General features: G+C 51.5%; 19 protein-coding genes. 4 read left to right on the top strand and 15 right to left on the bottom strand.

The features are described from left to right. The first annotated feature begins 9 nt into the window (after positions 1-9). Together NDI52_RS14740 and NDI52_RS14745 are read left to right on the top strand one after the other, a co-directional pair. Positions 10-627, top strand: coding sequence for a TMEM165/GDT1 family protein (locus NDI52_RS14740; RefSeq protein WP_190775449.1), 618 nt, complete (start codon positions 10-12; stop codon positions 625-627). A 90-nt stretch (positions 628-717) separates the two neighbouring features. After that, positions 718-1,626: a cation diffusion facilitator family transporter gene (locus tag NDI52_RS14745; protein WP_190775450.1), complete on the top strand. Its 909-nt coding sequence runs from the start codon at positions 718-720 to the stop codon at positions 1,624-1,626. A 364-nt stretch (positions 1,627-1,990) separates the two neighbouring features. Here NDI52_RS14745 and NDI52_RS14750 read toward each other — a convergent pair whose 3' ends face one another. The 15 genes from NDI52_RS14750 to NDI52_RS14820 all read right to left on the bottom strand — a co-directional run bounded on the left by NDI52_RS14750 (position 1,991) and on the right by NDI52_RS14820 (position 17,034). Continuing rightward, a complete protein-coding gene (locus NDI52_RS14750) occupies positions 1,991-3,187 on the bottom strand; it encodes a YeeE/YedE family protein (RefSeq protein WP_190775451.1) in 1,197 nt (398 codons plus the stop codon). Between the two features lie 115 nt (positions 3,188-3,302). After that, positions 3,303-3,518, bottom strand: coding sequence for a hypothetical protein (locus NDI52_RS14755; protein ID WP_190775452.1), 216 nt, complete (start codon positions 3,516-3,518; stop codon positions 3,303-3,305). A gap of 22 nt (positions 3,519-3,540) precedes the next feature. After that, the gene (locus NDI52_RS14760) at positions 3,541-4,317 is read right to left on the bottom strand and encodes an ATP-binding cassette domain-containing protein (RefSeq protein ID WP_190775453.1); all 777 of its coding nucleotides are present in this window, start codon (positions 4,315-4,317) and stop codon (positions 3,541-3,543) included. Between the two features lie 38 nt (positions 4,318-4,355). Next, on the bottom strand, positions 4,356-5,168 hold the full coding sequence (ssuC, locus tag NDI52_RS14765) for an aliphatic sulfonate ABC transporter permease SsuC (protein WP_190775454.1): 813 nt from the start codon (positions 5,166-5,168) through the stop codon (positions 4,356-4,358). A gap of 29 nt (positions 5,169-5,197) precedes the next feature. Further along, complete coding sequence (locus NDI52_RS14770) at positions 5,198-6,259, bottom strand: aliphatic sulfonate ABC transporter substrate-binding protein (protein WP_190775455.1); 1,062 nt, start codon at positions 6,257-6,259, stop codon at positions 5,198-5,200. Continuing rightward, the gene (locus tag NDI52_RS14775) at positions 6,256-7,641 is read right to left on the bottom strand and encodes an LLM class flavin-dependent oxidoreductase (protein ID WP_199307640.1); all 1,386 of its coding nucleotides are present in this window, start codon (positions 7,639-7,641) and stop codon (positions 6,256-6,258) included. Before NDI52_RS14775 ends, NDI52_RS14770 begins: the two co-directional genes overlap by 4 nt. Beyond that, complete coding sequence (locus NDI52_RS14780; protein WP_190775456.1) at positions 7,607-8,800, bottom strand: acyl-CoA dehydrogenase family protein; 1,194 nt, start codon at positions 8,798-8,800, stop codon at positions 7,607-7,609. The genes NDI52_RS14775 and NDI52_RS14780 overlap by 35 nt, the downstream gene beginning before the upstream one ends. 159 nt (positions 8,801-8,959) lie before the next feature. After that, positions 8,960-9,520 carry an NADPH-dependent FMN reductase gene (gene ssuE / locus NDI52_RS14785; protein WP_190775457.1) on the bottom strand — a complete coding sequence of 187 codons (561 nt, stop codon included), beginning with the start codon at positions 9,518-9,520 and terminating at the stop codon, positions 8,960-8,962. Positions 9,521-9,840: 320 nt separating this feature from the next. After that, on the bottom strand, positions 9,841-10,587 hold the full coding sequence (locus tag NDI52_RS14790; RefSeq protein ID WP_190775458.1) for an ABC transporter ATP-binding protein: 747 nt from the start codon (positions 10,585-10,587) through the stop codon (positions 9,841-9,843). 45 nt (positions 10,588-10,632) lie between these two features. Then, the gene (locus tag NDI52_RS14795) at positions 10,633-11,493 is read right to left on the bottom strand and encodes an ABC transporter permease (protein ID WP_190775459.1); all 861 of its coding nucleotides are present in this window, start codon (positions 11,491-11,493) and stop codon (positions 10,633-10,635) included. Positions 11,494-11,514: 21 nt separating this feature from the next. After that, entirely contained in the window at positions 11,515-12,549 is a 1,035-nt protein-coding gene (locus NDI52_RS14800; RefSeq protein ID WP_190775460.1) for an aliphatic sulfonate ABC transporter substrate-binding protein, read from the bottom strand. A gap of 22 nt (positions 12,550-12,571) precedes the next feature. After that, positions 12,572-13,708 (bottom strand): FMNH2-dependent alkanesulfonate monooxygenase, encoded by a 1,137-nt coding sequence (gene ssuD, locus NDI52_RS14805; protein WP_190775461.1) that lies wholly within the window; start codon positions 13,706-13,708, stop codon positions 12,572-12,574. Between the two features lie 148 nt (positions 13,709-13,856). After that, positions 13,857-14,861: a sulfonate ABC transporter substrate-binding protein gene (locus tag NDI52_RS14810; protein WP_190775462.1), complete on the bottom strand. Its 1,005-nt coding sequence runs from the start codon at positions 14,859-14,861 to the stop codon at positions 13,857-13,859. Positions 14,862-15,328: 467 nt separating this feature from the next. Further along, complete coding sequence (locus NDI52_RS14815; RefSeq protein ID WP_190775463.1) at positions 15,329-16,390, bottom strand: aliphatic sulfonate ABC transporter substrate-binding protein; 1,062 nt, start codon at positions 16,388-16,390, stop codon at positions 15,329-15,331. A gap of 479 nt (positions 16,391-16,869) precedes the next feature. Beyond that, a complete protein-coding gene (locus NDI52_RS14820; protein ID WP_190775464.1) occupies positions 16,870-17,034 on the bottom strand; it encodes a hypothetical protein in 165 nt (54 codons plus the stop codon). A 254-nt stretch (positions 17,035-17,288) separates the two neighbouring features. On the opposite strand from NDI52_RS14820, the gene NDI52_RS14825 reads away from it, so the two are divergent. Both NDI52_RS14825 and NDI52_RS14830 read left to right on the top strand, forming a co-directional pair. Continuing rightward, positions 17,289-19,577, top strand: coding sequence for an FAD/NAD(P)-binding protein (locus NDI52_RS14825; RefSeq protein ID WP_190775465.1), 2,289 nt, complete (start codon positions 17,289-17,291; stop codon positions 19,575-19,577). 54 nt (positions 19,578-19,631) lie between these two features. Continuing rightward, positions 19,632-20,075 (top strand): DUF202 domain-containing protein, encoded by a 444-nt coding sequence (locus NDI52_RS14830; protein ID WP_190775466.1) that lies wholly within the window; start codon positions 19,632-19,634, stop codon positions 20,073-20,075. Positions 20,076-20,287 lie beyond the last annotated feature (212 nt).

Here is a 20,287-nt window from a genome sequence, read left to right on the forward strand (position 1 = left end):
TTCACTACCATGCTAACCGCTTTTACCGCAGGTTTGTTACTGATTACAATTTCAGAACTGGGCGATAAAACATTCTTTATCGCTGTCATTTTGTCCATGCGGTATCCACGCCCTTTAGTGTTGGCTGGTGTGATTGGAGCATTAGCTGCAATGACACTTCTATCTGTAGCGATCGGGCAGGTTATTGCATTTCTCCCCAAGATTTACACTCACTACGCGGCAGTAGGATTATTTCTATTTTTTGGTGTCAAGTTGCTCTATGAAGCCAGCCGCATGAGTGCCTTTGCAACTGATGAGGTCGTCGAAGAAGCCAAGGATGCAATTGAGGTGAGTGAGAAGAACCTCAAAGGACACAGAAATAGTTGGGCCGTTTTATTTGAAAGCTTCATCCTGACATTTTTAGCAGAATGGGGCGATCGCACACAAATTGCAACGGTGACTCTCTCCGCTGCTAATAACGTAGTAGGCATTACCTTAGGTGCTATCCTGGGGCACGCTATTTGTGCAGTCATTGCCGTATTAGGTGGCAGTTTAATCGCCGGAAGAATTTCAGAACGTGCCGTTACTTCAATCGGTGGCTTCCTGTTCTTGGTATTTGCCATGGTAGCAATGTTGGAAGGGGTTTAAATAGCTTTAAAGTTAGTTTTTTGTAGATAAGACCAATCAAAACTTAAGCCTTTCTACGCTACTACACCCATACGAAATATCAGTTATTTCATGGAACGTAAATCTGCTCGCTTCTACACCTTTCTCTCCATTGGAGCGGCATTACTAACAATTGCCCTCAAAGCCGGATCCTATTTTCTCACCGGTTCAGTCGGGTTACTTTCAGATGCCGCTGAATCGATTGTCAATTTAGTAGCGGCCATTATTGCAACCTGGGCAGTCACCTATGCTGCAAAGCCACCGGATGAGCAGCATGCCTTCGGCCACTATAAAGCAGAATATTTTTCCAGTGGAGTGGAAGGAGCCTTGATTTTAGTGGCTGCCGTCAGTATTGCGATCGCCGCTTGGGGACGTTTATTTCATCCTCAACCAATCGAGCAATTGGGACTTGGATTAGGGCTATCCCTGGTTGCAACTGTTATTAATGGAGCACTAGCCCTGGCCATGTTGCGTGCAAGTAAACGGCTGCGCTCCATTACATTACGGGCCGATGCGCATCATCTTATGACTGATGTCTGGACATCAATAGGAGTTGTGCTGGGATTAATTTTGGTGCCTATTACCCACTGGCTCATTCTTGACCCAATTATCGCGTTTATTGTAGCGGTCAATATTGTCTGGACAGGTATCAAGTTATTACGTGAAACAGGGTTAGGGTTATTAGATACAGCCATGCCTGAATCAGATAAGCGAATCGTGACCGATATTTTGGCCACATACGATTCTCAAATCATTCAGTTCCATGCTCTCCGCAGTCGGGTTGCAGGGGCACGGCGGTTTGTCTCCTTACATGTTTTAGTACCGGGAGCCTGGACGGTCAAACAAGGTCATGATCTCTGTGAGGAGATTGAACTGGCGATTGAGCAGGCGCTTCCCGGCACCTATGTTTTTACTCACCTTGAGCCTCTAGAAGACCCGCTCTCCTGGCAGGATCAGCACTTAGAGCGAGAATACCCATAAAGCCCAAAAGCGAGATGGGACCAAGGCTTCCATCTCGCTTTTGGGGAAGTTACAGCGCTCTTTAAACGCTTAAAATCCAGTTGTTTTGGTGAGAGCCACGCTTCGCGTGGCTCTCACCAAAACAACTGTGGCTGATCCAAGCGAAAAGCGCTGTATAAACTCAACTCGGGATAACCAAGTGCCCATTCTGGTGTGCGCTCTGCCCCGCAAAAATCCCTTAACGTCAGTTCGGGATAAGCCGAACCGCCCATTATTGCGTGCGCGTTGCGCACGCAATAATGGGCTTTTTCAAGTGCCGCGCGAAGCGCGGCACTTGAAAAAGCCCTTAACCCAAACTGAGGTTCCCTTAGCCTGAACTCAGGTTTTATAGAGCCAGTCGAAAAAGCGATCGCAACCGAATCCCTAAGCCTGTCCCCAACAGCGCAAAGGTAATCCATAACCAACCATGCAAACTGGTAGAGGCAATACCACTGAAGTAAGCTCCGACATTGCAGCCAAACGCCAATCTTGCCCCGTAGCCCATCATCAAACCACCCACTAAAGCAGCCGCGATCGCAGTTTTAGTGGGTGGCTGTTTAACGGCTAATTGACCTGCAAGGGCAGCCGCAAGAGCTGCGCCCAAGACAATGCCAAAGTTCATCACAGATGTAATATCAGCAAAGACACTTTCGCTGAGAGTCTTCGCGCCTACTCCCTGGTTCCAAAACTCACTGGTTGCCGGATTCCAGCCCAATCTCTGGGCAACTTTAGCGGCCCATAGGGTAAACCCCCAGGTCACACCCCAGGGACGGCCCGCCAGCAGCAACGTTAAGCCATTCAAAATCGCGAGGGCGATCGCCCCAAATACAAGTGACCAAGGGCCATACAGGAATCGTTTCCACAGGGAGAGGTTAGACACAAAATGAGATGATGCAGAGGGTTGATTCCATCGCTGTAGCAGGAGGGCGATCGCCCCCAGCACAGCGAGTTGCAAGACCACTCCTAACCACCCCCAGGTTTGCACGAGGGAAATTGCCTCTAGCTTCGGCAAACCTTCCCAGAGCGAACCCGTTAGACTGGCCCAGAAAGAACCAACACCAAACGTGAGCAGCGTCAGTAACATCATGCTGCTGCCTCCGCCAATGGTATAGAGCGTCCCGCAGGCACAACCACTGCCAAGTTGCATTCCCACACCGAATAGAAATGCTCCTATCGCCCCCTGCAACGCTACAGGTGCAACCGCTCCTCGCACATCCTGCCCAAATGCACTTTCGGTTAGCAGGAACGGGGCAAAAATGAGGGTGGCGACCGCCAGCATCAGAATTTGCGCCAAAACCCCCTTCACTTCCCGGTAAACAAACAACTTTCGGTAAGCGGAAGCAAAGCCGAAGCTGGCGTGATAAAGGCTCAAGCCGAAAAGCCCACCGATTAAGAATAAGACGCTTTGCTTCCATCCACCGTAGGGGCTGACAACGATCGCTCCCAACACGAATAACCCCAGCAATACAGCAATAATCAGGGTTTGTGGACGAGGTGAGGTTTTTGGATAGTGGGTCAGGGAGAGATCAGGTGCGTTGCTCATAACTGCGACCAAGAAAACTTAGGATTCGTGTATTGAATAACCTGTCATTCTTTTTGTGGGAGAGGCTTTGCGGCCTTTCTCACAAAAGAATGACAGGTTGTTTAATTTGTGTTCCTTAGGAGCGACGGGGAGAAGGAGAAGGAGAAGGAACGGGTGACGGCGCAGGGGAAGAACCAGACGTTGGTGTACGGTCTTCCTCAGGTTCAGTGGGAGTGCAGCCAATGATTAAATTCAAGCCCGTCGCTGTGTTCTGGGCAATGTAGGAGAATACAGCGACGCCAACTGAGGTTGTAGCGATCGCTCCGCCGAGTAAAAAAAGGACAAATCGCATAATAGTTCTACAGAATTACCAGCTATCTATTGCCATAAGGACTTAAGATGCGCTCCAAAATGGAGCTCTTGAGCTTCGCCATCTCGGGATTACCAATAGAACGAGGACGGGGCAACTGAACGGAAACATCCAAATCGACGCGACCTTCGTGAATGACAACGACGCGATCGGCCAGGGCGATCGCCTCCTCCACATCATGAGTTACCAGTAACGCCGTAAACTGCTGTTCCTGCCAAATCTGTTCAATCAGTCGTTGCATATCCAGACGGGTTAGGGCATCGAGAGCCCCCAAAGGTTCATCTAGAAGCAGCAGGCGCGGCAGACTGACGAGGGCACGAGCTAGGGCAACCCGTTGTTGCTGACCACCGGAAAGAATTGTCGTCCAATCGTGGGCTCGGGCTCCTAACCCCACTTGATGTAAGGCCCAATGAGCTTGAGGACGCACCTTTTCAGCCAGCCCTAGAGATACATTCTGGTATACCGTGCGCCAGGGGAGGAGGCGGGCATCCTGGAACATGACACGGGCAATAGGATTGAGCCCCTGTAAGGGCGTATTCTCAATCAGAATCTCGCCCTGAGTAGGAGATTCCAGTCCCGCTAAAAGACGGAGCAGCGTACTTTTGCCGCAACCACTGCGACCGACGATTGCCACAAATTCCCCGGGGGCGATTGTCAGGTTCAAATCCTTCAGTACCGAGACTTGCCCAAAGGATTTACTCACGTTTGAGATATGAATATGGGCACCATTCTGGCCAGGATTTTCAAAGCGATGCGGGGGGGTTTTCTGAAGCAGTGTCATAGGAATATCTCTGGTAGGTAAACGGGTAAATAGAAGGGCTAGCGTTTGAGTTGGCTGGGGTGCCAGGGAAGCCACCAATGTTCGAGCGATCGCACAATGCTATCGGCCAATTTGCCCAACAGGGCATACAGCAAAATACTCAATACGACGACATCGGTTTGCATAAACTCGCGAGCATTCATCGCCATGTAACCGATACCAGAATTCGCAGCGATGGTTTCCGCCACAATCAACGTTAACCACATCACACCAAGTGCGTAACGGACACCAACTAAAACACTAGGAAGCGCACCTGGAAGAATAATTTGCCAAAACAACTTGATACGGTTTAGCCCATAGACTCTCCCCATTTCCAACAATTTTGGATCAACGGAACGAATTCCATGAAAGGTATTAATATAAACCGGGAAAAAGACACCCAGAATAACGAGAAATATCCGAGCTTGATCACCAATGCCAAACCACAAAATAACCAGTGGGATCAGGGCAAGGTGAGGAATATTGCGGATCATCTGTAGAGAACTGTCTAGCAACCGTTCTGCCAGAGAAGATGCCCCATTGAGAACGCCCAGAAATAGCCCAATACTGCCTCCAATCAGGAATCCAACACTCGCTCGCCAGAGGCTAATACCCAAGTGTTTGAGCAGTTCACCGCTGAGAAAAAGTTTTACCCCAGCCTGAAAAATATCTGTAGGAGCCGGAAGAATGCGTGTGGCAATGACTCCCATTTGGGCTAGCAGTTGCCAAAGTACAACCAGCCCCACAGGTACTAACCAGGGTAGAAGCTGATAAATCAGTGGTAGGAATGAATTCGGGGTTGAAGCAGGACGTTTCGAGGCTACGGCTTGCATAAACAGTTCACCTTTCCGTTGAGAACGCGTTATTGGAGACGGGTATAGGACTCTAGACCGGGAGTTTCAGGGCAGACAGTTTGGCTAACATCGAGTTGCCGGGGAATAGCTTGTTGGGCATACATCCAGTCGGCACGTTCTTGTAGACCTTTCAACACATCGCGGTTAAGGGCATGAACAGTTTCTACCTGTTTACGGGTACCCAGTTGGGCAACAACAGGTTCCGCTAGTTCCACAGATTTACCAAAGGCTTCTGCCGCTTCCTTAGGATGACTGGAAGCCCATTCCGCTTCTTTCACAATTTGATCCAGCACAGCCTGAACAGCCGCTGTTTTTTGTGCCAGAGCATCCTTATGAACGACGTAAATCCCGTAGTGAGAGGCCGCTTCTCCGGATACGATGGGGCGGAGCTGGTGCTGAACTTCGGCAATGGATACATTCGGCTCCCACACAGACCAGGCATCTACATGGCCCTGAGTTACGGCAGGTAATGCATCGGTTGGGCTGAGATAGACACGCTCCACTTTTTCTTTGGGAATATTGGCCTCCGCTAGCGATCGCAGCAACAGATGCTCACCCCATCCACCCCGGTTTACGGCAACTTTTTTACCAACGAGATCCTGCGGCGATTGAATTGGAGAATCTGCCGTCACTAGAATGGCCTCGGCCTCAGGCAGAGGCGCTTGGTAGGCCAGTATGCAAATCGGTGCTCCACCTACCAATCCTGAAATGCCGGGAATGTCACCCCCTGCACTGATATCGGCGGAGTTTGCATTCAACGCTTCGATAACAGGAGCGAAGGCAGGAAATGGCCCAACCCATTCTACTTTGATATTTTGTTTGGCAAGTTCCTGTTCTAAAACACCCCGTTGACGAATGATGGGTAGTAATCCCCAACGTACATAACCAATGCGAATGGTTTGTGCTTCAGTATTCGCTGGAGCATTTGCAGTAGTGTTCTCAGCAGATGTTTGAGATTGAGAAGCTTCAGTCGTCGGCGTAGTGCATCCCGTAAATGCCAACCCTACCATCAGACATCCAACGATGGTTCCAAAAAACGAACAACGAGAAAGCTTAAAGTTCCGGGTCATACCTGAACCTCTTCTAATACAGGTGAGAAATTGAGTTGTAGATGATCTCGCAGAGTTGTGCCGTTATAGTCCTGCCTAAACAAGCCGCGACGCTGAAGTTCGGGCACAACTCCCTGCACGAAGTCTGTAAAGGCTCCGGGCAGGTAAGCGGGAGAAATCATGAAGCCATCACAGGCTCCGTTCTGGAAAAACACTTCAAGCTGATCCGCAATCTGGCTAGGAGTCCCCACCAGTTGTGGCAACAGAACGCTGGAACCATATCGCTGACCAATCTCCGCCAGCGTTGCACCATCTTCACTAAGCTTTTGCACCAGCTCCCAAATGCCGCGCATTCCCTGAACCTCAAATGATTCCAGAGGTTTATCCAAGGGATGTTGGGAGAAGTCATAATTCAAATGATTGGAGAGGGTTGAAAGGCCCACCAGAGGATTGACCAGCTCATTATGCTGCTGTTGTTTTTCGTGGGCGATCGCCTCCGTCTCCCCCACAAAGGGCATCACACCCAGGAGGATTTTGCAGCGGTCGGGCGATCGCCCCTGAGCCGCTACCCGCGACTTTAAATCGCGATAATGTTGTTGGGCCAGAGCCAAGGTGGGCTGAATCGCGAACACCACCTCTGCCCAGCGTGCGGCGAACTCTCGCCCCCGTCCCGAGGCTCCGGCCTGAATAATCACAGGACGGCCCTGGGGGCTACTGGGAACATTCAGCGGCCCCCGAGACTGAAACCATTCCCCCTTATGGTTGATGTAGTGAACTTTGCTGGGGTCAGCCAGAATACCCCGCTCCTGATCCAGAATCAGGGCATCTGATTGCCAGCTATCCCATAACTGGCTGACCACATCTAAAAATTCATCAGCCCGGTCATAGCGCTGGTCGTGCTCCAGGTGATCGGCCACACCGAAGTTTTTGGCCTCCCCATCGTTTACAGATGTCACCACGTTCCAGGCCACGCGACCGTGGGTGAGGTGATCGAGGGTGGCGAAGGAACGCGCGGTGGAATAGGGATGGGCGTAGGTGGTCGAACTGGTTGCCCCCAGGCCTAGATGGCGGGTTACGGGGGCGATCGCCCCCAATAACAGCACCGGATCTAACCGCACTGCATCTTGATCACCATAGCGAATGCCTACCTCAAAACTGTGGCCATAGCTTTCTGAAACGGCCAGGCGATCGGCAAAAAACAACAGGTCAAATTTGCCCTGCTCCAGAATTTGCGCGATCTGATGGTAGTACTCTGGCTGCAAAAATCCCAACTCTGTGTCGGGATGCCGCCAAAGAGCATGACTATGGGCCACAGGCCCAGCAATCATAAATGCAGCGAGGTGGATTTGACGCATCGGATGCAACACCTCATGTATAAAAGTCGGGAGTGGGAAGTTCGTCATTCAGCGCCCAGTTTCCTACCACACGGATCTTGTAATCCACTGGGTCGTGCAAGGTAAATGTGCGAAGGTTTCGCCAATAGCGATCGAATCCATAGTTCGACGATGTGGCCCGGGTACCCATGACATCGAAGATTTTGCTGGTTATATCAATCCCAATTTTTGTCACAAATGCTTTCGCAGTGGCGATCGCCACCGCACATTCACCCCGTTCCTGGGCCGTCAACGCATACTGTTTTTCCCAGGCTGCTTGCACCAGGGAGGTAGCGCGATCGGTGAGGAGAGTAGCAGCTTCCAGGGCGATCGCCATCTCTCCATAATGCTGGAGGATGTAGGGGTCTTCTGTCGCAGATTCCACCTCAGATCCTGGCCAGGCCCGCGTTTGGGTTTTGGTATATCCTTTTGCAGCCTGAAATGCGCCCTGAGCAATTCCCAGGTAAATATTGGCAAAGGTAATCTGCGTCAGACAAGAACGGAACGTCCGAAATACAGTGCTCTCCGGTGGTGGCGACAGGATTTCATCGGCATCAACCCAAACGTTGGTGAAGCGAATGCTGCCACTATCCGTCTGTCGCTGCCCCATATTGTTCCAGTCACCCAGAACTTCCACACCTTCCCGCGTTGTCGGCACGATCGCAATACGGAAACCTTCCACACCTTCCTGCACCGTGCTGAGGGGGATGATATCGGAGTCTACAGAGCCCGAGCAGAAACTCTTAGTGCCATTAATCCGATATCCATTACCGTCAGGGGTCAGGATGACGCGCCGATCTAAAGGATTGAAACCGTTGCACCAGAACCAGTTATTTTTTGCACTTTGAGTGTAATAGCGAACCGCTTGTTCTTCATTCCCGAACACGTGGGGTGCGACAACGCCCAGGTGTTGATAGGAGAAGAGATGGGCGATCGAACTATCCACCTGGGCAAAGCGCCGGGTAATGTTTAGGGCCGTTTCCCAGGAGGCTCCCAATCCGCCATATTCTTGAGGGATGACGAGATTCAGGAGTTTGCTTTGGCGGAGGCGATCGCGCTCATGTTGGGCCGTGCCTCCCTGGCGATCGCGCTCTATCGCAGTCGCAGCAAATTCCTGAATCAACTCATCGGCTACGCGATAGTAGTCTTGAGTTGTCTGGTTAAGGTCTGGTGTGGTTAAGGTAGGCATGGAGAGGATTTGAAAAACGATAGAAATAGGAGAGCACTCTAGCTCTCTTTTGTCTCCCTCAAAACATAAATCTTATGAACGGTTGTTTTGGGGATGGCAGGGTTGTTATGGTTGGAGGTTTAGCTTGGGAGCACATCGTCCCCCAAGCCCCCATCCCTCTTAAACAGCAGTGAGTGAGGGTTTAGATTCTTCCTGTACAAGTTGGACAAACTCGTTGAGAGCCGTTTGGAAGCGGGTTTCTAACTCTTTATCCAAAAACTCAACGCCATTGGTGTCACGACGTTGGTATTGAGAGTCAACAAGATAAACACCTGTGTGAATATAACGAGCTCCTAGAGCGGAGAACAGGGGTTTAAAGGCGTAGTCGATCGCCAACAGGTGAGCCAGGGTACCGCCTGTCACAATAGGCAGAACAGGCTTCCCAACTAATCCTTTTTGGGGCAACAAATCGAGGAAAGTTTTGAGAATACCAGGATAGGCTGCTTTGTAAACAGGTGCGGAGATAATTACAGCATCCGCTTCTTCAACCTTTGCGGCTGCCTGGACGATGTCTGGATTATCGAACTTTGCATAGATTAGAGCATCAGGAGGTAGATCGCGAATGGATAGAATTTCTAAGCTGATATCAGATGCCTGGATCAATTTCTGAGCTTCCTCGATCAATGCATAGGAACGGGAAGGATGAGAGGGGCTACCTGAAATGGCGATGATTTTAGCCATGGCTACGAATCTCCAAAATGAACGAATAATGCACTTGTGAATTTGTCTTTGAGACAAGCTTTGAAAGAGACTTATAGAATTAAGGGTTTAATTTCCATAAGTCCTCTTGCTCTACGTTTGGGAGGGGCGATCGTGCATACATAAGTTACTGATACGAGCGATCGCCTTCGAACCCACACCCCCGGCCCCTCTCCCAAGAGAGGGGAGATCGAGCATAAAAGCCTTTTTTAACAACCAATAAGCTCCTCTGCTCTGGTTCCCCCTCTCTTGGGAGAGGGGGCTAGGGGGTGTGGGTTTGCCTTTGCTCATTTGAGGAGCTCCTAAACAGCCAGGGTTTGCAAATGCGACAGGTCTAAGGTTTCTAGCAAACGCTCTTTCCAACGCTGCAACTCAGCGTCGGTACGGCGGCGAGGACGGGGTAAGTCAATCTCAAACGTGTCGTGAATGTGACCTGGATTGGATCGCATGACGATAATGCGATCGCTCATTACTAACGCTTCCTCAATGTCATGGGTGACGAGGATAAGAGTGGGGCGATCGTAATGCCAGATATCCAGCACATGATCTTGTAAGCGGGTGCGCGTAAAGGCATCCAGAGCACTGAAAGGCTCGTCGAGTAGGAGGATTTCTGGGTTGGTGACGAGGGCGCGGGCGATCGCCACCCGTTGAGCCATTCCTCCCGAAAGTTGCCGGGGTAACGCTTCGCTAAACCGGGTTAATCCGACTTGCTCCAGAAGCGCTTCTACCCGTTCCTTGTAGAGAGGTAGTTTCCGTTTCTCCAAGCCAAACTGAATGTTGTCGCGCACCGTCAACCAGGGCATTAGCCGGGGTTCTTGAAAAATTAGTCCCACTTTTGGATGGGGACCGTTGATCGCTTCGCCATCCAACATTACCTGGCCTAGGGTAGGTTGCTCCAGCCCTGCAATAATCCGCAGCAACGTACTTTTGCCACATCCGCTGGTACCCACCAGACTCACGATCTCGCCAGGGTAAACCGTCAGATTAACGGATTCTAGAGCGGTGAAACCGTTAGGGAATTGTTTCGTGGTGTTTTGGATGTGGAGCATGGGTGACAGAGGTGCAAAGGAGGCAAAATGGAGAACGCGGGGGAGTTAGGAAGATTTTTCAGAACCGTGGGTGTCTTGCCAGCTCAGAAGGTGATGGGTCAGGACAGCGAGGGCAGAGTCAGTGAGTTTGCCGAGAATGGCGAACAGAATGATGCTGGCAATAATGATGGCGGGGCGTCCCGTCGTTTGACCATCGACGAGAAGAAAACCAAGACCACGGCTGGCTCCCATAAGTTCGGCAGCAACCACGAACATCCAGCCCAGGCCAAGGCCACCCCGTAAGCCCACCAGGTAGGAGGGCAAGGTGGCTGGCAGGAAGACACGCCAGATCAGTTGCCATTGGCTAAGGCGATAGACGCGCCCCACCTCCACCAATTTCCGGTCTACCTGTTGGATGCCCGTCATTAAGTTGAGGTAGATGGGAAAGAAGACGCCAACGGCAATGAGGGCAATCTTTGAGGGTTCGTAAATGCCGAGCCAGAGGATGAATAGAGGCACCCAGGCGATCGAGGGGATATTCCGCAAAGCCTGGAGAGTGGGGTCGAGGATGCGACGGACCTTGGGGAAATAGCCCGTGAGCGCACCCAGAACGGTAGCAGCAGAACCACCGATTAGAAAGCCCAACAACACCCGATAAAGCGTAATGCCGATGTGCTGCCACAGTTCACCCCGAACAGCGAGATCAACGATGGTGGCCAGAACGACGGTTGGGGCAGGCATCAGGTTGGGGGCGAGAATGCCGACCCGAGCTAGCAGTTCCCATAGGAGGGTGAGAACAACCGGGAGCACGAGGCCAAGGGGCCAGCGGTGAGCGGAAGGGCGGCGATCGCCCTTCAATTGCGATCGCCGTGTTCCCTTAATACGAGGGATGCGAGTATCCAAATCTGGAGTCGGCAGGGAAGACATGGAGGCTGGGTTTGGAAGATGTTACTTGGCGACCTTTTCTGCAAATTGCGGTGCAATCAGAGCATCTACAGTCTGCTGTACGTCAATATTGCTGGGAATCACACCGCCTCGTTTGAGAATATCGCCAGCAGCCAAAATGGTTTGCTTTTGGGTGTCACCAATGACGGAATTAGAGAGGTCAGTCCGTTCTAACTGCCGAGCCGCCACTGTATCACTCAGCTTTGCTTCTCGGACTAAAATCGCCTTTAATTCGTCGGGATTATCGACAGCGAACTGACGGGCTCTCTCGTAAGTCGCTAATACCTTTTCCACATCAGCGGGATACTCTTTAGCAAATTCCTCACGGACGTTGAGGATGCCGTAGGTATTCCAATCCGCATTGCGGAAGAACAGCTTGGAGCCGTTTTCTAATTCGGTTTTTGCCATGTGGGGATCAAGGCCAGCCCAGGCATCCACATCACCCCGTTCTAATGCTGCCCGACCATCAGGATGCTGAAGGGGAACCAGTTCAATATCTTTTTCGGAAAGACCTACACTATCGAGCGATCGCAACAAAAAGATATAGGGATCGGTTCCTTTCGTCGCCGCAACTCGCTTACCTTTCAAATCCTCAATTTTGGTGATACCGGTGTCAGGACGTGTCACCAGAGCTGTCCACTCGGGCTTCGAGTAGACATAAACCGATTGGATAGGGTTGCCATTCGCTTTACCGAGTAGAGCTGCGGCACCAGCGGTAGAGCCAAAATCAATACTACGGCTGTTCAGCAGTTCCAAGGCTTTGTTACTGCCAAGGCTCTGCGTCCATTCAACTTTGATATTGTCTTTGCCCAGTTCTTCCTCTAACCAGCCTTTATCTTTCAGAAGCAGACTAACGGGGTTGTAGTAGGCAAAGTCAACGCGAATGGTATCGGGATGATTCGCAGCATTGCTGGCACTATTGCCAGCATCCTGTGAGCAACCGCCCACAATGGAAAACAGAAAGACGGCTGTGATGGCCAGGAGCCACTTGGGTAGACGGAAGGGGTTAAATCGTCGCAGGTAAGGGATACGTCGCATTGCAGTTATACAAGGGAGAGTTTTAGCTGGCACTGGTTGGAACTCGGTCATTAGCCATAATTTCGCCAATCGGGCTGACATAGCGGCTGGGAGCTGCCTTCGGAAGCCCCGTCAGTGGCAGTTTGGGGAACACCAGTTCAGCAAAGCGATAGGCTTCCTCCAAATGGGGGTAGCCCGAGAAAATAAAGGTGTCGATGCCCAGATCGGCATATTCGCGAATGCGTTCAGCAACCGTATCGGGGTCGCCTACGAGCGCTGTACCTGCGCCACCACGCACCAAGCCCACACCCGCCCAGAGGTTAGGGCTAATTTCTAGCTGGTCGCGGCTACCCCCATGCAGAGCCACCATACGCTGTTGCCCTTCAGAATCCGCGCGGGAGAGGGCAGCCTGAGCCGCAGCAATGGTTTCATCATCGAGATAACGGATCAGGTCGTTGGCGGCATCCCAGGCTTTGGCTGTGGTTTCCCGCACGATCACATGAAGACGAATCCCAAATCGCAAAGTACGACCATACTTAGCAGCAAGCTGACGAACTTCAGCAATTTTTTCTGCAACCTGAGCGGGAGGTTCACCCCACGTGAGGTAAAGGTCTACATGACGAGCCGCGACATCTTTAGCGATCGCCGATGAGCCACCAAAATACAACGGCGGGTAAGGATCTTGCACAGGCGGAAACAGCAACTTTCCACCCTTGACCTTGAGGTGTTTACCCTCAAAATCAACGCTTTCTCCCTGCATCACCTCACGCCAGATCGCGAGAAATTCATCAGTGATTTCATAGCGACCCGTTTTATCCAGATGTAAGCCATCTCCCGCTAACTCGGTCGGGTCACCCCCAGTCACTACGTTCACAAGCAAGCGCCCCTGGGAAATGCGATCGAAGGTAGCGGCCATCCGAGCCGCCATGGTCGGGGAGGAAATACCGGGACGAATCGCCACCAAAAACTTCATCCGCTGAGTTACGGGAATGAGCGATGCAGCCGTGATCCAGGCATCCTCACAGGATTTTCCCGTGGGCAGCAGAGCCCCGGCGTAACCGAGGGAGTCTACAGCCCCCGCCAACTGACGCAGGTATTCGGGAGTGATGGCCCGACCACCCGTCGCGGTACCCAGGTAACGACCATCCCCATGGGTTGGAATAAACCAGAGGATATCCATGCTTGTGCGCTCCTTGAAATCAAAAATAGAACAGAAGGGTGCAACTTCGAGGATTCTGATTCACACAGAATCATGAATGAATTGAACAAGACACTCGCAGTCAGGAGAGAAGGATAAACAGCCAGAATTCAGAACAAACTGTGAATCGCTAAGAAGGCTGCCAAACAATGTCAGACACTTTCAATGCTTTAGGAAGCAAGCCCAGTTCAAAGAAGGTGTCAGCGATCGCCTGCTGCTCTTCAATCACCTCAGGCTTAACGGCCTGAAAGGTGTAATCCCGCCGACGAGTCACCTTATCCAGAATGGGCGGATCAATGCCCAAGATGGGCGAGAGAATCTTCACCACCTCAGCAGGATTCGCACTGGCCCATTCAGAAACTTCTCGGGTTTCCTGAGCGATCGCCTCAATAACATCAGCGTTTTGGTTAGCAAAGGTTTTAGACGCGAGATAAAAATCTCGATTGGCGGCCAATCCTTCGCTTAATATCAGGGTTTTCGCATTCAGTTGCGCTTCGGCCGCGGCATAGAACGGGTCCCAAATTCCCCAGGCATCAATTGCGCCCTGGGAAAATGCTGAGCGGGCATCCGCAGGCGTCAGGTTGACGGGCTCAATGTCTTCCCATTTCAGACCGGCTGACTTGAGAGCCTGCACAGTTAGATAGTGGGCGCTAGAGCCCTTCTGGAAGCCCACCTTCTTCCCTTTCAAGTCGGCTACTGTTTTGAGGGGTGAATCTTTGGGCACCACGATGGCAGAGGAGGAAGCTTTGGGGGAACCGCTGCCAATATAAACGAGAGGCGCATCAGCGGCCTGGGCAAAGACCGGAGGAGTATCCCCGGTCCGGCCGATATCGATGCTGCCAACATTCAAGGCCTCCATCATCGGCGGCCCCGATTGAAACTCAGTCCACTCCACAGTTACGCCTAATGGCTTGAGGCGTTCCTCTAGACCTCCCCGCGCTTTGACCAGCGTGAAGGGATCAAACTTCTGATGACCAATCCGCACAACCCGATCAGATGGCGGTGCAGATGCCTCTGGTGAAGCCGTTGATGTCGAAGGAGTTGGCGCACAGGCAGCCATCCCAAAACTTAATGCAAGGCCAGCAAGAAATAGCGCGATCGCTCGCCCATATCGAGGGCGAAACCACCGCTGCATGATCCCTGGCTTGCGCCAATCAACTAGGACGTGTTTTAGGCCTGCCTGGAAGGGTTGCTTTTTCGTGCGTATGGACGAAAAAACACCCTTTAAAACAGACTCTAGAGTTCGGCTCGTCATTTCATGTAAACCTTCAAAGAATATCAAAGCCAGATTTTGAACAATTTCACCAGCAATTCGAGATGAATACCCAATGATTAGGAAAGGTATGGGGAGCAGTATCCAGCCCTACAGGCGTAACCCACCAGAGCAATTCCGCCAGAGAATTAGAGCATCCCCACACCACACAGGAACATTAGAAAAGGCACAGGATAGGAGACCGAAACGTAGAACCCATGAGATAAACATCCCATCCCATCAGCTACCCTCTTCCCCTGTGCCGTGCACCACTTTAGCCATGATTGGAATAGGTTAGAAATGGCGTATTTTCACCAGAAAAATGATGAGAATACGCCAACTCATAACCCTTATCCATTCCAGATCACACTGGCTATATCAATTTTTTGTGGAATCAGATTCAACTCGAGAAACGTATCCGCGATTTTTTGTTGGCCTTCAATAACGGTGGCATCCATGGGTTTCACGCCATAGCCGCGACGACTCTCGGCCTTATCAAGAGCGGCTTTATCAATCCCTAATTCTTTGTTCAGGAAGGCACTGACTTCAGAGGGGTTAGCCTTGGCCCAATCACTGATGGTATTGAGCTCATCAAGGAGCGATCGCACAATCGCCGGATTATTTTCTGTGAATGACTTCGTCGATAGGAAAAACCCTCGGTTTTCCACCAAACCTTGCCCATCTTGAAGAATGCGCGCATTCACAGCAGTCTCTGCAGCAGCCTGGAAGGGATCCCAAATGACCCAGGCATCGACCGACTTTTGCTCAAACGCAGGACGGGCATCTCCTGGTGGCAAATAGGCAACTTCAATGTCGGTATACTTCAATCCGGCTTCCTCCAGCGCACGCACCAGCAGGTAGTGCACGTTCGACCCTTTGTTCAGGGCGACACGCTTACCTTTTAGCTCGGCAACCGACTGAATCGGTGAGTCACTTTGAACGAGAATCGCTTCAGCCGCTGGGCCTACTGGCTCATAGGCTACATACACTAACGGGGCTCCGGCAGCCTGGGCAAATACAGGAGGGGTCTCCCCGGTGTAGGCAAAATCAATACTGCCAACGTTCAGAGCCTCTAACATTTGTGGGCCAGCAGCGAATTCATTCCACGTGACCGAAATGCCATCCTTACCCAGCTTTGGCTCCAAACTTTGCTTCGTCTTAAGCAAATTCAACGCTGTTGACGACTTTTGATAACCAATTCGTAGAGTCTTAGCCGATGCGGCGGAGTCCTGAGACGAGGTTGCCGCTGGGCTGGCAGTAGGCGCAGAAGACTCTGAGGTTGGGCTACAGCCTGCGGTGGCTGTACTGAGCCCTAAACCCGTTACAAACAGGTAAGCAAAAGTTTGAAGCGATCGCCGCCGTGACAGGCGAGGCACTGAAAATGTCGATAGATGATGATGTTTGCGCTGCACAGAGAACCTCCCAAAAGCTCCCGAACATCGACTCTAGAGAAAAAGAATCGATAACTGGAAAATCTACGGTAACCCGACCGGATTACAATTGTATTCGTAGCGGCAGTATGACACGTGCTTATGTGAATTTCAAGTGCTTTCAAAAACATTTAGACGTAGAATTCACTCCTCTGGGGGTATCAAAAAGGCCTTCGCTCTGCTGTTCAGGGCCTTTCTAGCCATGCTGGGTCACGCCTTTCTGACGACAGAACGAATCGTTATTTGCCCATGTCGAGCTTTGCCACCGGTTAAGGATCACAGATAAAACAACCTGTAATTCTTTTTGTGAGAGGGGCGGCTTTGCCGCCCCTCTCACAAAAAGAATTACAGGTTATTCATATTCAATACACGATCCTAAGTGGTTAGAGGAAGCGGAACTCTTCGTGGTGCTCCCATTCGTTTGCATCACCGTATTCTGCTCTAAGGTGCCCAGAGCGGCTCTAAGCGAGGGAGGTATCAGCCTGTTCAAAGCGGATAAATTCGATGCTGCCGTTTTGAATGCGATCGCGTAATTCGTCCAGCTTCATAGGGCCACAGTTCAAAGGCAGCGCTTGGATGTTAGAAGCCCATAGATCAATGAGCCGGGAGAAATACCACAAACTCACAAGTTTGGCTCACCATTAACATCAATAAAATTGAATCCCTTTAAAATTAGAAATGAATTTGAAAAAAAGTTCCTTTGAGTTACAGTACAACTACTTCATCTGTTAGACCCTTGATTAAAAGACCCTGAACGCTACCAACTCCTCCATTTCTTCCCACGGGATTGCTGCCAACCAGGCATGTGAGCCTCGGCCGCAACCATCCATACTCAAACGGAAGCGAATTTCGCCGTGACTGCTTCTATACCTTACTGACCATGGTTATCGCACCCGACTCTTCTGCGACTTCCACCACCACGACAATCGCCATTGTTGGCAGCGGCTTCAGTGGTTCGTTGGTGGCGGCCCATTTACTGAAAACCGCCACACGGTCACTCACAATCAAGTTAATAGAGAGTAGCCATGACTTTGGTAAAGGGGTAGCTTACAGCACCAACACCCCCAGCCATTTGCTGAATGTATCGGCTGGCAACATGAGTGCCTTTCCCGATGATCCGGGGCATCTACTGCGCTGGCTCAGCTACAACCACAGTGAACTAACCAGCCTGTTGCCCGATGACATTAACGCCAGCACGTTTATCCCCCGCAAAGTTTACGGGTTGTACATCCAATCCATCTTGGAAGAAGCAGAGGCAAGCGCTCCGGGCAATGTGCGGTTGGACTATGTTCACGATGAGGCGATCGCCATCGAGCCCACAGAGCGAGGTGCCCTCATAACTCTACGAAGCTCCTCAATTGCCGTGGATAAGGTGGTGTTGGCCCTGGGTAACGCCCCCACAACACCCCTTTCTGAACAGCCAGAAGCAAGCGGCCCCATTCGTAATGCCTGGTCTGTTGATGCGCTTACAGATTTAGATCCGGATGCTCCTGTGCTTCTCATTGGCACCGGATTGACCATGGTAGATATGGTCGTGTCTCTCTACGAACGTCATCACCGGGGGCAAATTTATGCCATCTCGCGTCGCGGGTTATTTCCCCTGCCCCATCAAGCCACGAAGCCTTATGCAGCATTTCTAACTCCAGACACCGCCCCTAAAACAGCGTTGGGGCTTCTGCGTTGCATTCGGGCCGAGATTCAGGCTGCCAGTGCCCAACATTTAGATTGGCGGGCCGTAACCGATAGCCTCCGTCCGATCACCCAACAACTCTGGCAGGGATTACCGATTCCAGAGCAGCAGCGTTTTCTACGCCATGCTAGGCCCTATTGGGAAGTGCATCGCCATCGCATCGCCCCCAGCATTGGCGATCGCATCGACAAAATGCTGGCCTCCGACCAACTCATCATCGCCGCCGGGCGCATTCAGAATTATCAGGTACTCCCTGATGGCGTAACGGTAACGGTGCGCCTACGCAAGTCCAAAGCCGACAAAGTTTTATACGTCAGCCGTGTCATTAATTGCACCGGAATCGAGACGGATTATGGGCGATCGCCCCAACCTCTGATTGTGAGTTTGCGATCGCAGGGTCTCATTCGCCCCAACCGCATTGGCCTGGGCATGGATACAGCCCCCAATGGTGCCGTTGTGGATGCGCAGGGCCATGCGTCATCACTGCTCTACACCCTGGGGACCCCACGGAAAGGGGATCTGTGGGAAACTGTAGCGGTACCCGAATTGCGCCGACAAGCCCAATCCCTGGCCGAAACGGTGCTGCAATCGCTTCCCGTACGGGTACGGCCTGTCCCTACCATTCCTCTGGCCTCGAAGAAATTAGGGGAACGCTCCATAGATCGCCAGGTCTTGCACCCCACCCTACTGTTCCGCCAACTCTTCGATCCAGAATCTAGCAGCTACACCTATTTGGTTGCTGATAAACTGACCCGTGACGCCGTTCTTGTTGATCCGGTATTAGAACAGGTAGAACGAGATTTGAGCATTTTGGAAGACTTGGGATTAACGCTGCGATACTGCCTGGAAACCCATCTCCATGCCGACCACATCACGGGGGCAGGTAAGCTAAGGCAGCAAACAGGTTGTCGGGTCATGGTGCCCAAGGATGCCACGGTAAAGGCCGCCGATCATTCCCTGGCGGACGGAGAAACTCTGGCCGTAGGGTCGGTGTTGGTGGAGGCGATCGCTACCCCAGGGCACACGTCCCATCACCTCGCCTACCTCATCAATGGAACGCATCTACTTACGGGAGATGCTCTGCTTATTCGTGGTTGTGGTCGAACAGATTTTCAAGGAGGCGACGCCGGCACCCTCTACGATATGGTTACTCAGCGGTTGTTTGCACTGCCAGATGATACATTGGTTTATCCCGGCCATGACTACAAAGGCCATACTGTCTCAACTATTGGTGAAGAAAAACAACTGAACCCCCGATTTGCCCATCGGAGCCGCAACCAGTTCATCATACTCATGGCCCACTTAGGCCTCAGTTATCCTCAAAAGATGAAAGAAGCAGTTCCAGCGAATGAGTATTGCGGAGACTACATTCCGCAAAATGGCACAAATCTGCCGCCAGATGAAACGCAACAAGAGTCAGAATCGATGCTTTCAGCCAATGCAGAGATCTACAATAGTTATTTCGCTATGTATATTTAGAGCCTTCTCCGATTGATTCATCCCATTCGCTGCACTTATCCTTGAGAACGCATTATGCAGAGTATTAAACGGGAGAAAAACGACCCTGAGAAACCCCCGGAACAGCCCGATCGCCCCCAGCCGGTGAATCCAAACCGAACGCGTGATCACCTCGCCAATGAACGCACCTATTTAGCCTGGATGCGAAGTGCGATCGCCCTCACCGGCCTCGGCGTCGTCATTGTACGCCTCCGCATTCTACGTCCGCCGATAGCTCCCCAACCTCCGGGTACTGGCTGGAAACTGGGCCTCGCGTTTAGCGTCGTTGGGCTGCTTGGTATTCTATTCTCCATCCAGCACTACTTCAGCGTACGCAACAGCATTGAATCCGATACCTACACCCCACCTGATCGAGAAGTCATTTTATCTGGGTTAGCCATTCTACTGCTTGCCATTGGGGTCATTTATTACGTCTTCACCGTTCCTCTCGCCTCTTTAGAAACTCTCCTCATTGATTGACCTCAACTTATCGCTTTGCTTGAGAATAAAGTACCTGTTTTTGAAAGGGAAGGCGGACTTCGTCCGCCTTCCCTTTCAAAAACAGGTACTTTATTCTGGGTACATCCCACTTTTGCAGGTGAGGTGGGCGATGGCCGCCTCACCTGCAAAAGTGGGATGTACCCCCTTTATTCCCTTGTGAATCCCTTAGCAAAAATTAGGTTTCTATTTTT

It is taken from the genome of Leptolyngbya sp. PL-A3, from assembly GCF_039962325.1.
Lineage (GTDB): Bacteria > Cyanobacteriota > Cyanobacteriia > Elainellales > Elainellaceae > Vacuolonema.

Coding starts and splice junctions, on each gene's coding strand:
- NDI52_RS14740 (WP_190775449.1), top strand. CDS start 10: ATGCTAACCGCTTTTACCGCAGGTTTGTTACTGATTACAATTTCAGAA.
- NDI52_RS14745 (WP_190775450.1), top strand. CDS start 718: ATGGAACGTAAATCTGCTCGCTTCTACACCTTTCTCTCCATTGGAGCG.
- NDI52_RS14750 (WP_190775451.1), bottom strand. CDS start 3,187: ATGAGCAACGCACCTGATCTCTCCCTGACCCACTATCCAAAAACCTCA.
- NDI52_RS14755 (WP_190775452.1), bottom strand. CDS start 3,518: ATGCGATTTGTCCTTTTTTTACTCGGCGGAGCGATCGCTACAACCTCA.
- NDI52_RS14760 (WP_190775453.1), bottom strand. CDS start 4,317: ATGACACTGCTTCAGAAAACCCCCCCGCATCGCTTTGAAAATCCTGGC.
- ssuC (WP_190775454.1), bottom strand. CDS start 5,168: ATGCAAGCCGTAGCCTCGAAACGTCCTGCTTCAACCCCGAATTCATTC.
- NDI52_RS14770 (WP_190775455.1), bottom strand. CDS start 6,259: ATGACCCGGAACTTTAAGCTTTCTCGTTGTTCGTTTTTTGGAACCATC.
- NDI52_RS14775 (WP_199307640.1), bottom strand. CDS start 7,641: ATGACGAACTTCCCACTCCCGACTTTTATACATGAGGTGTTGCATCCG.
- NDI52_RS14780 (WP_190775456.1), bottom strand. CDS start 8,800: ATGCCTACCTTAACCACACCAGACCTTAACCAGACAACTCAAGACTAC.
- ssuE (WP_190775457.1), bottom strand. CDS start 9,520: ATGGCTAAAATCATCGCCATTTCAGGTAGCCCCTCTCATCCTTCCCGT.
- NDI52_RS14790 (WP_190775458.1), bottom strand. CDS start 10,587: ATGCTCCACATCCAAAACACCACGAAACAATTCCCTAACGGTTTCACC.
- NDI52_RS14795 (WP_190775459.1), bottom strand. CDS start 11,493: ATGTCTTCCCTGCCGACTCCAGATTTGGATACTCGCATCCCTCGTATT.
- NDI52_RS14800 (WP_190775460.1), bottom strand. CDS start 12,549: ATGCGACGTATCCCTTACCTGCGACGATTTAACCCCTTCCGTCTACCC.
- ssuD (WP_190775461.1), bottom strand. CDS start 13,708: ATGGATATCCTCTGGTTTATTCCAACCCATGGGGATGGTCGTTACCTG.
- NDI52_RS14810 (WP_190775462.1), bottom strand. CDS start 14,861: ATGCAGCGGTGGTTTCGCCCTCGATATGGGCGAGCGATCGCGCTATTT.
- NDI52_RS14825 (WP_190775465.1), top strand. CDS start 17,289: ATGGTTATCGCACCCGACTCTTCTGCGACTTCCACCACCACGACAATC.
- NDI52_RS14830 (WP_190775466.1), top strand. CDS start 19,632: ATGCAGAGTATTAAACGGGAGAAAAACGACCCTGAGAAACCCCCGGAA.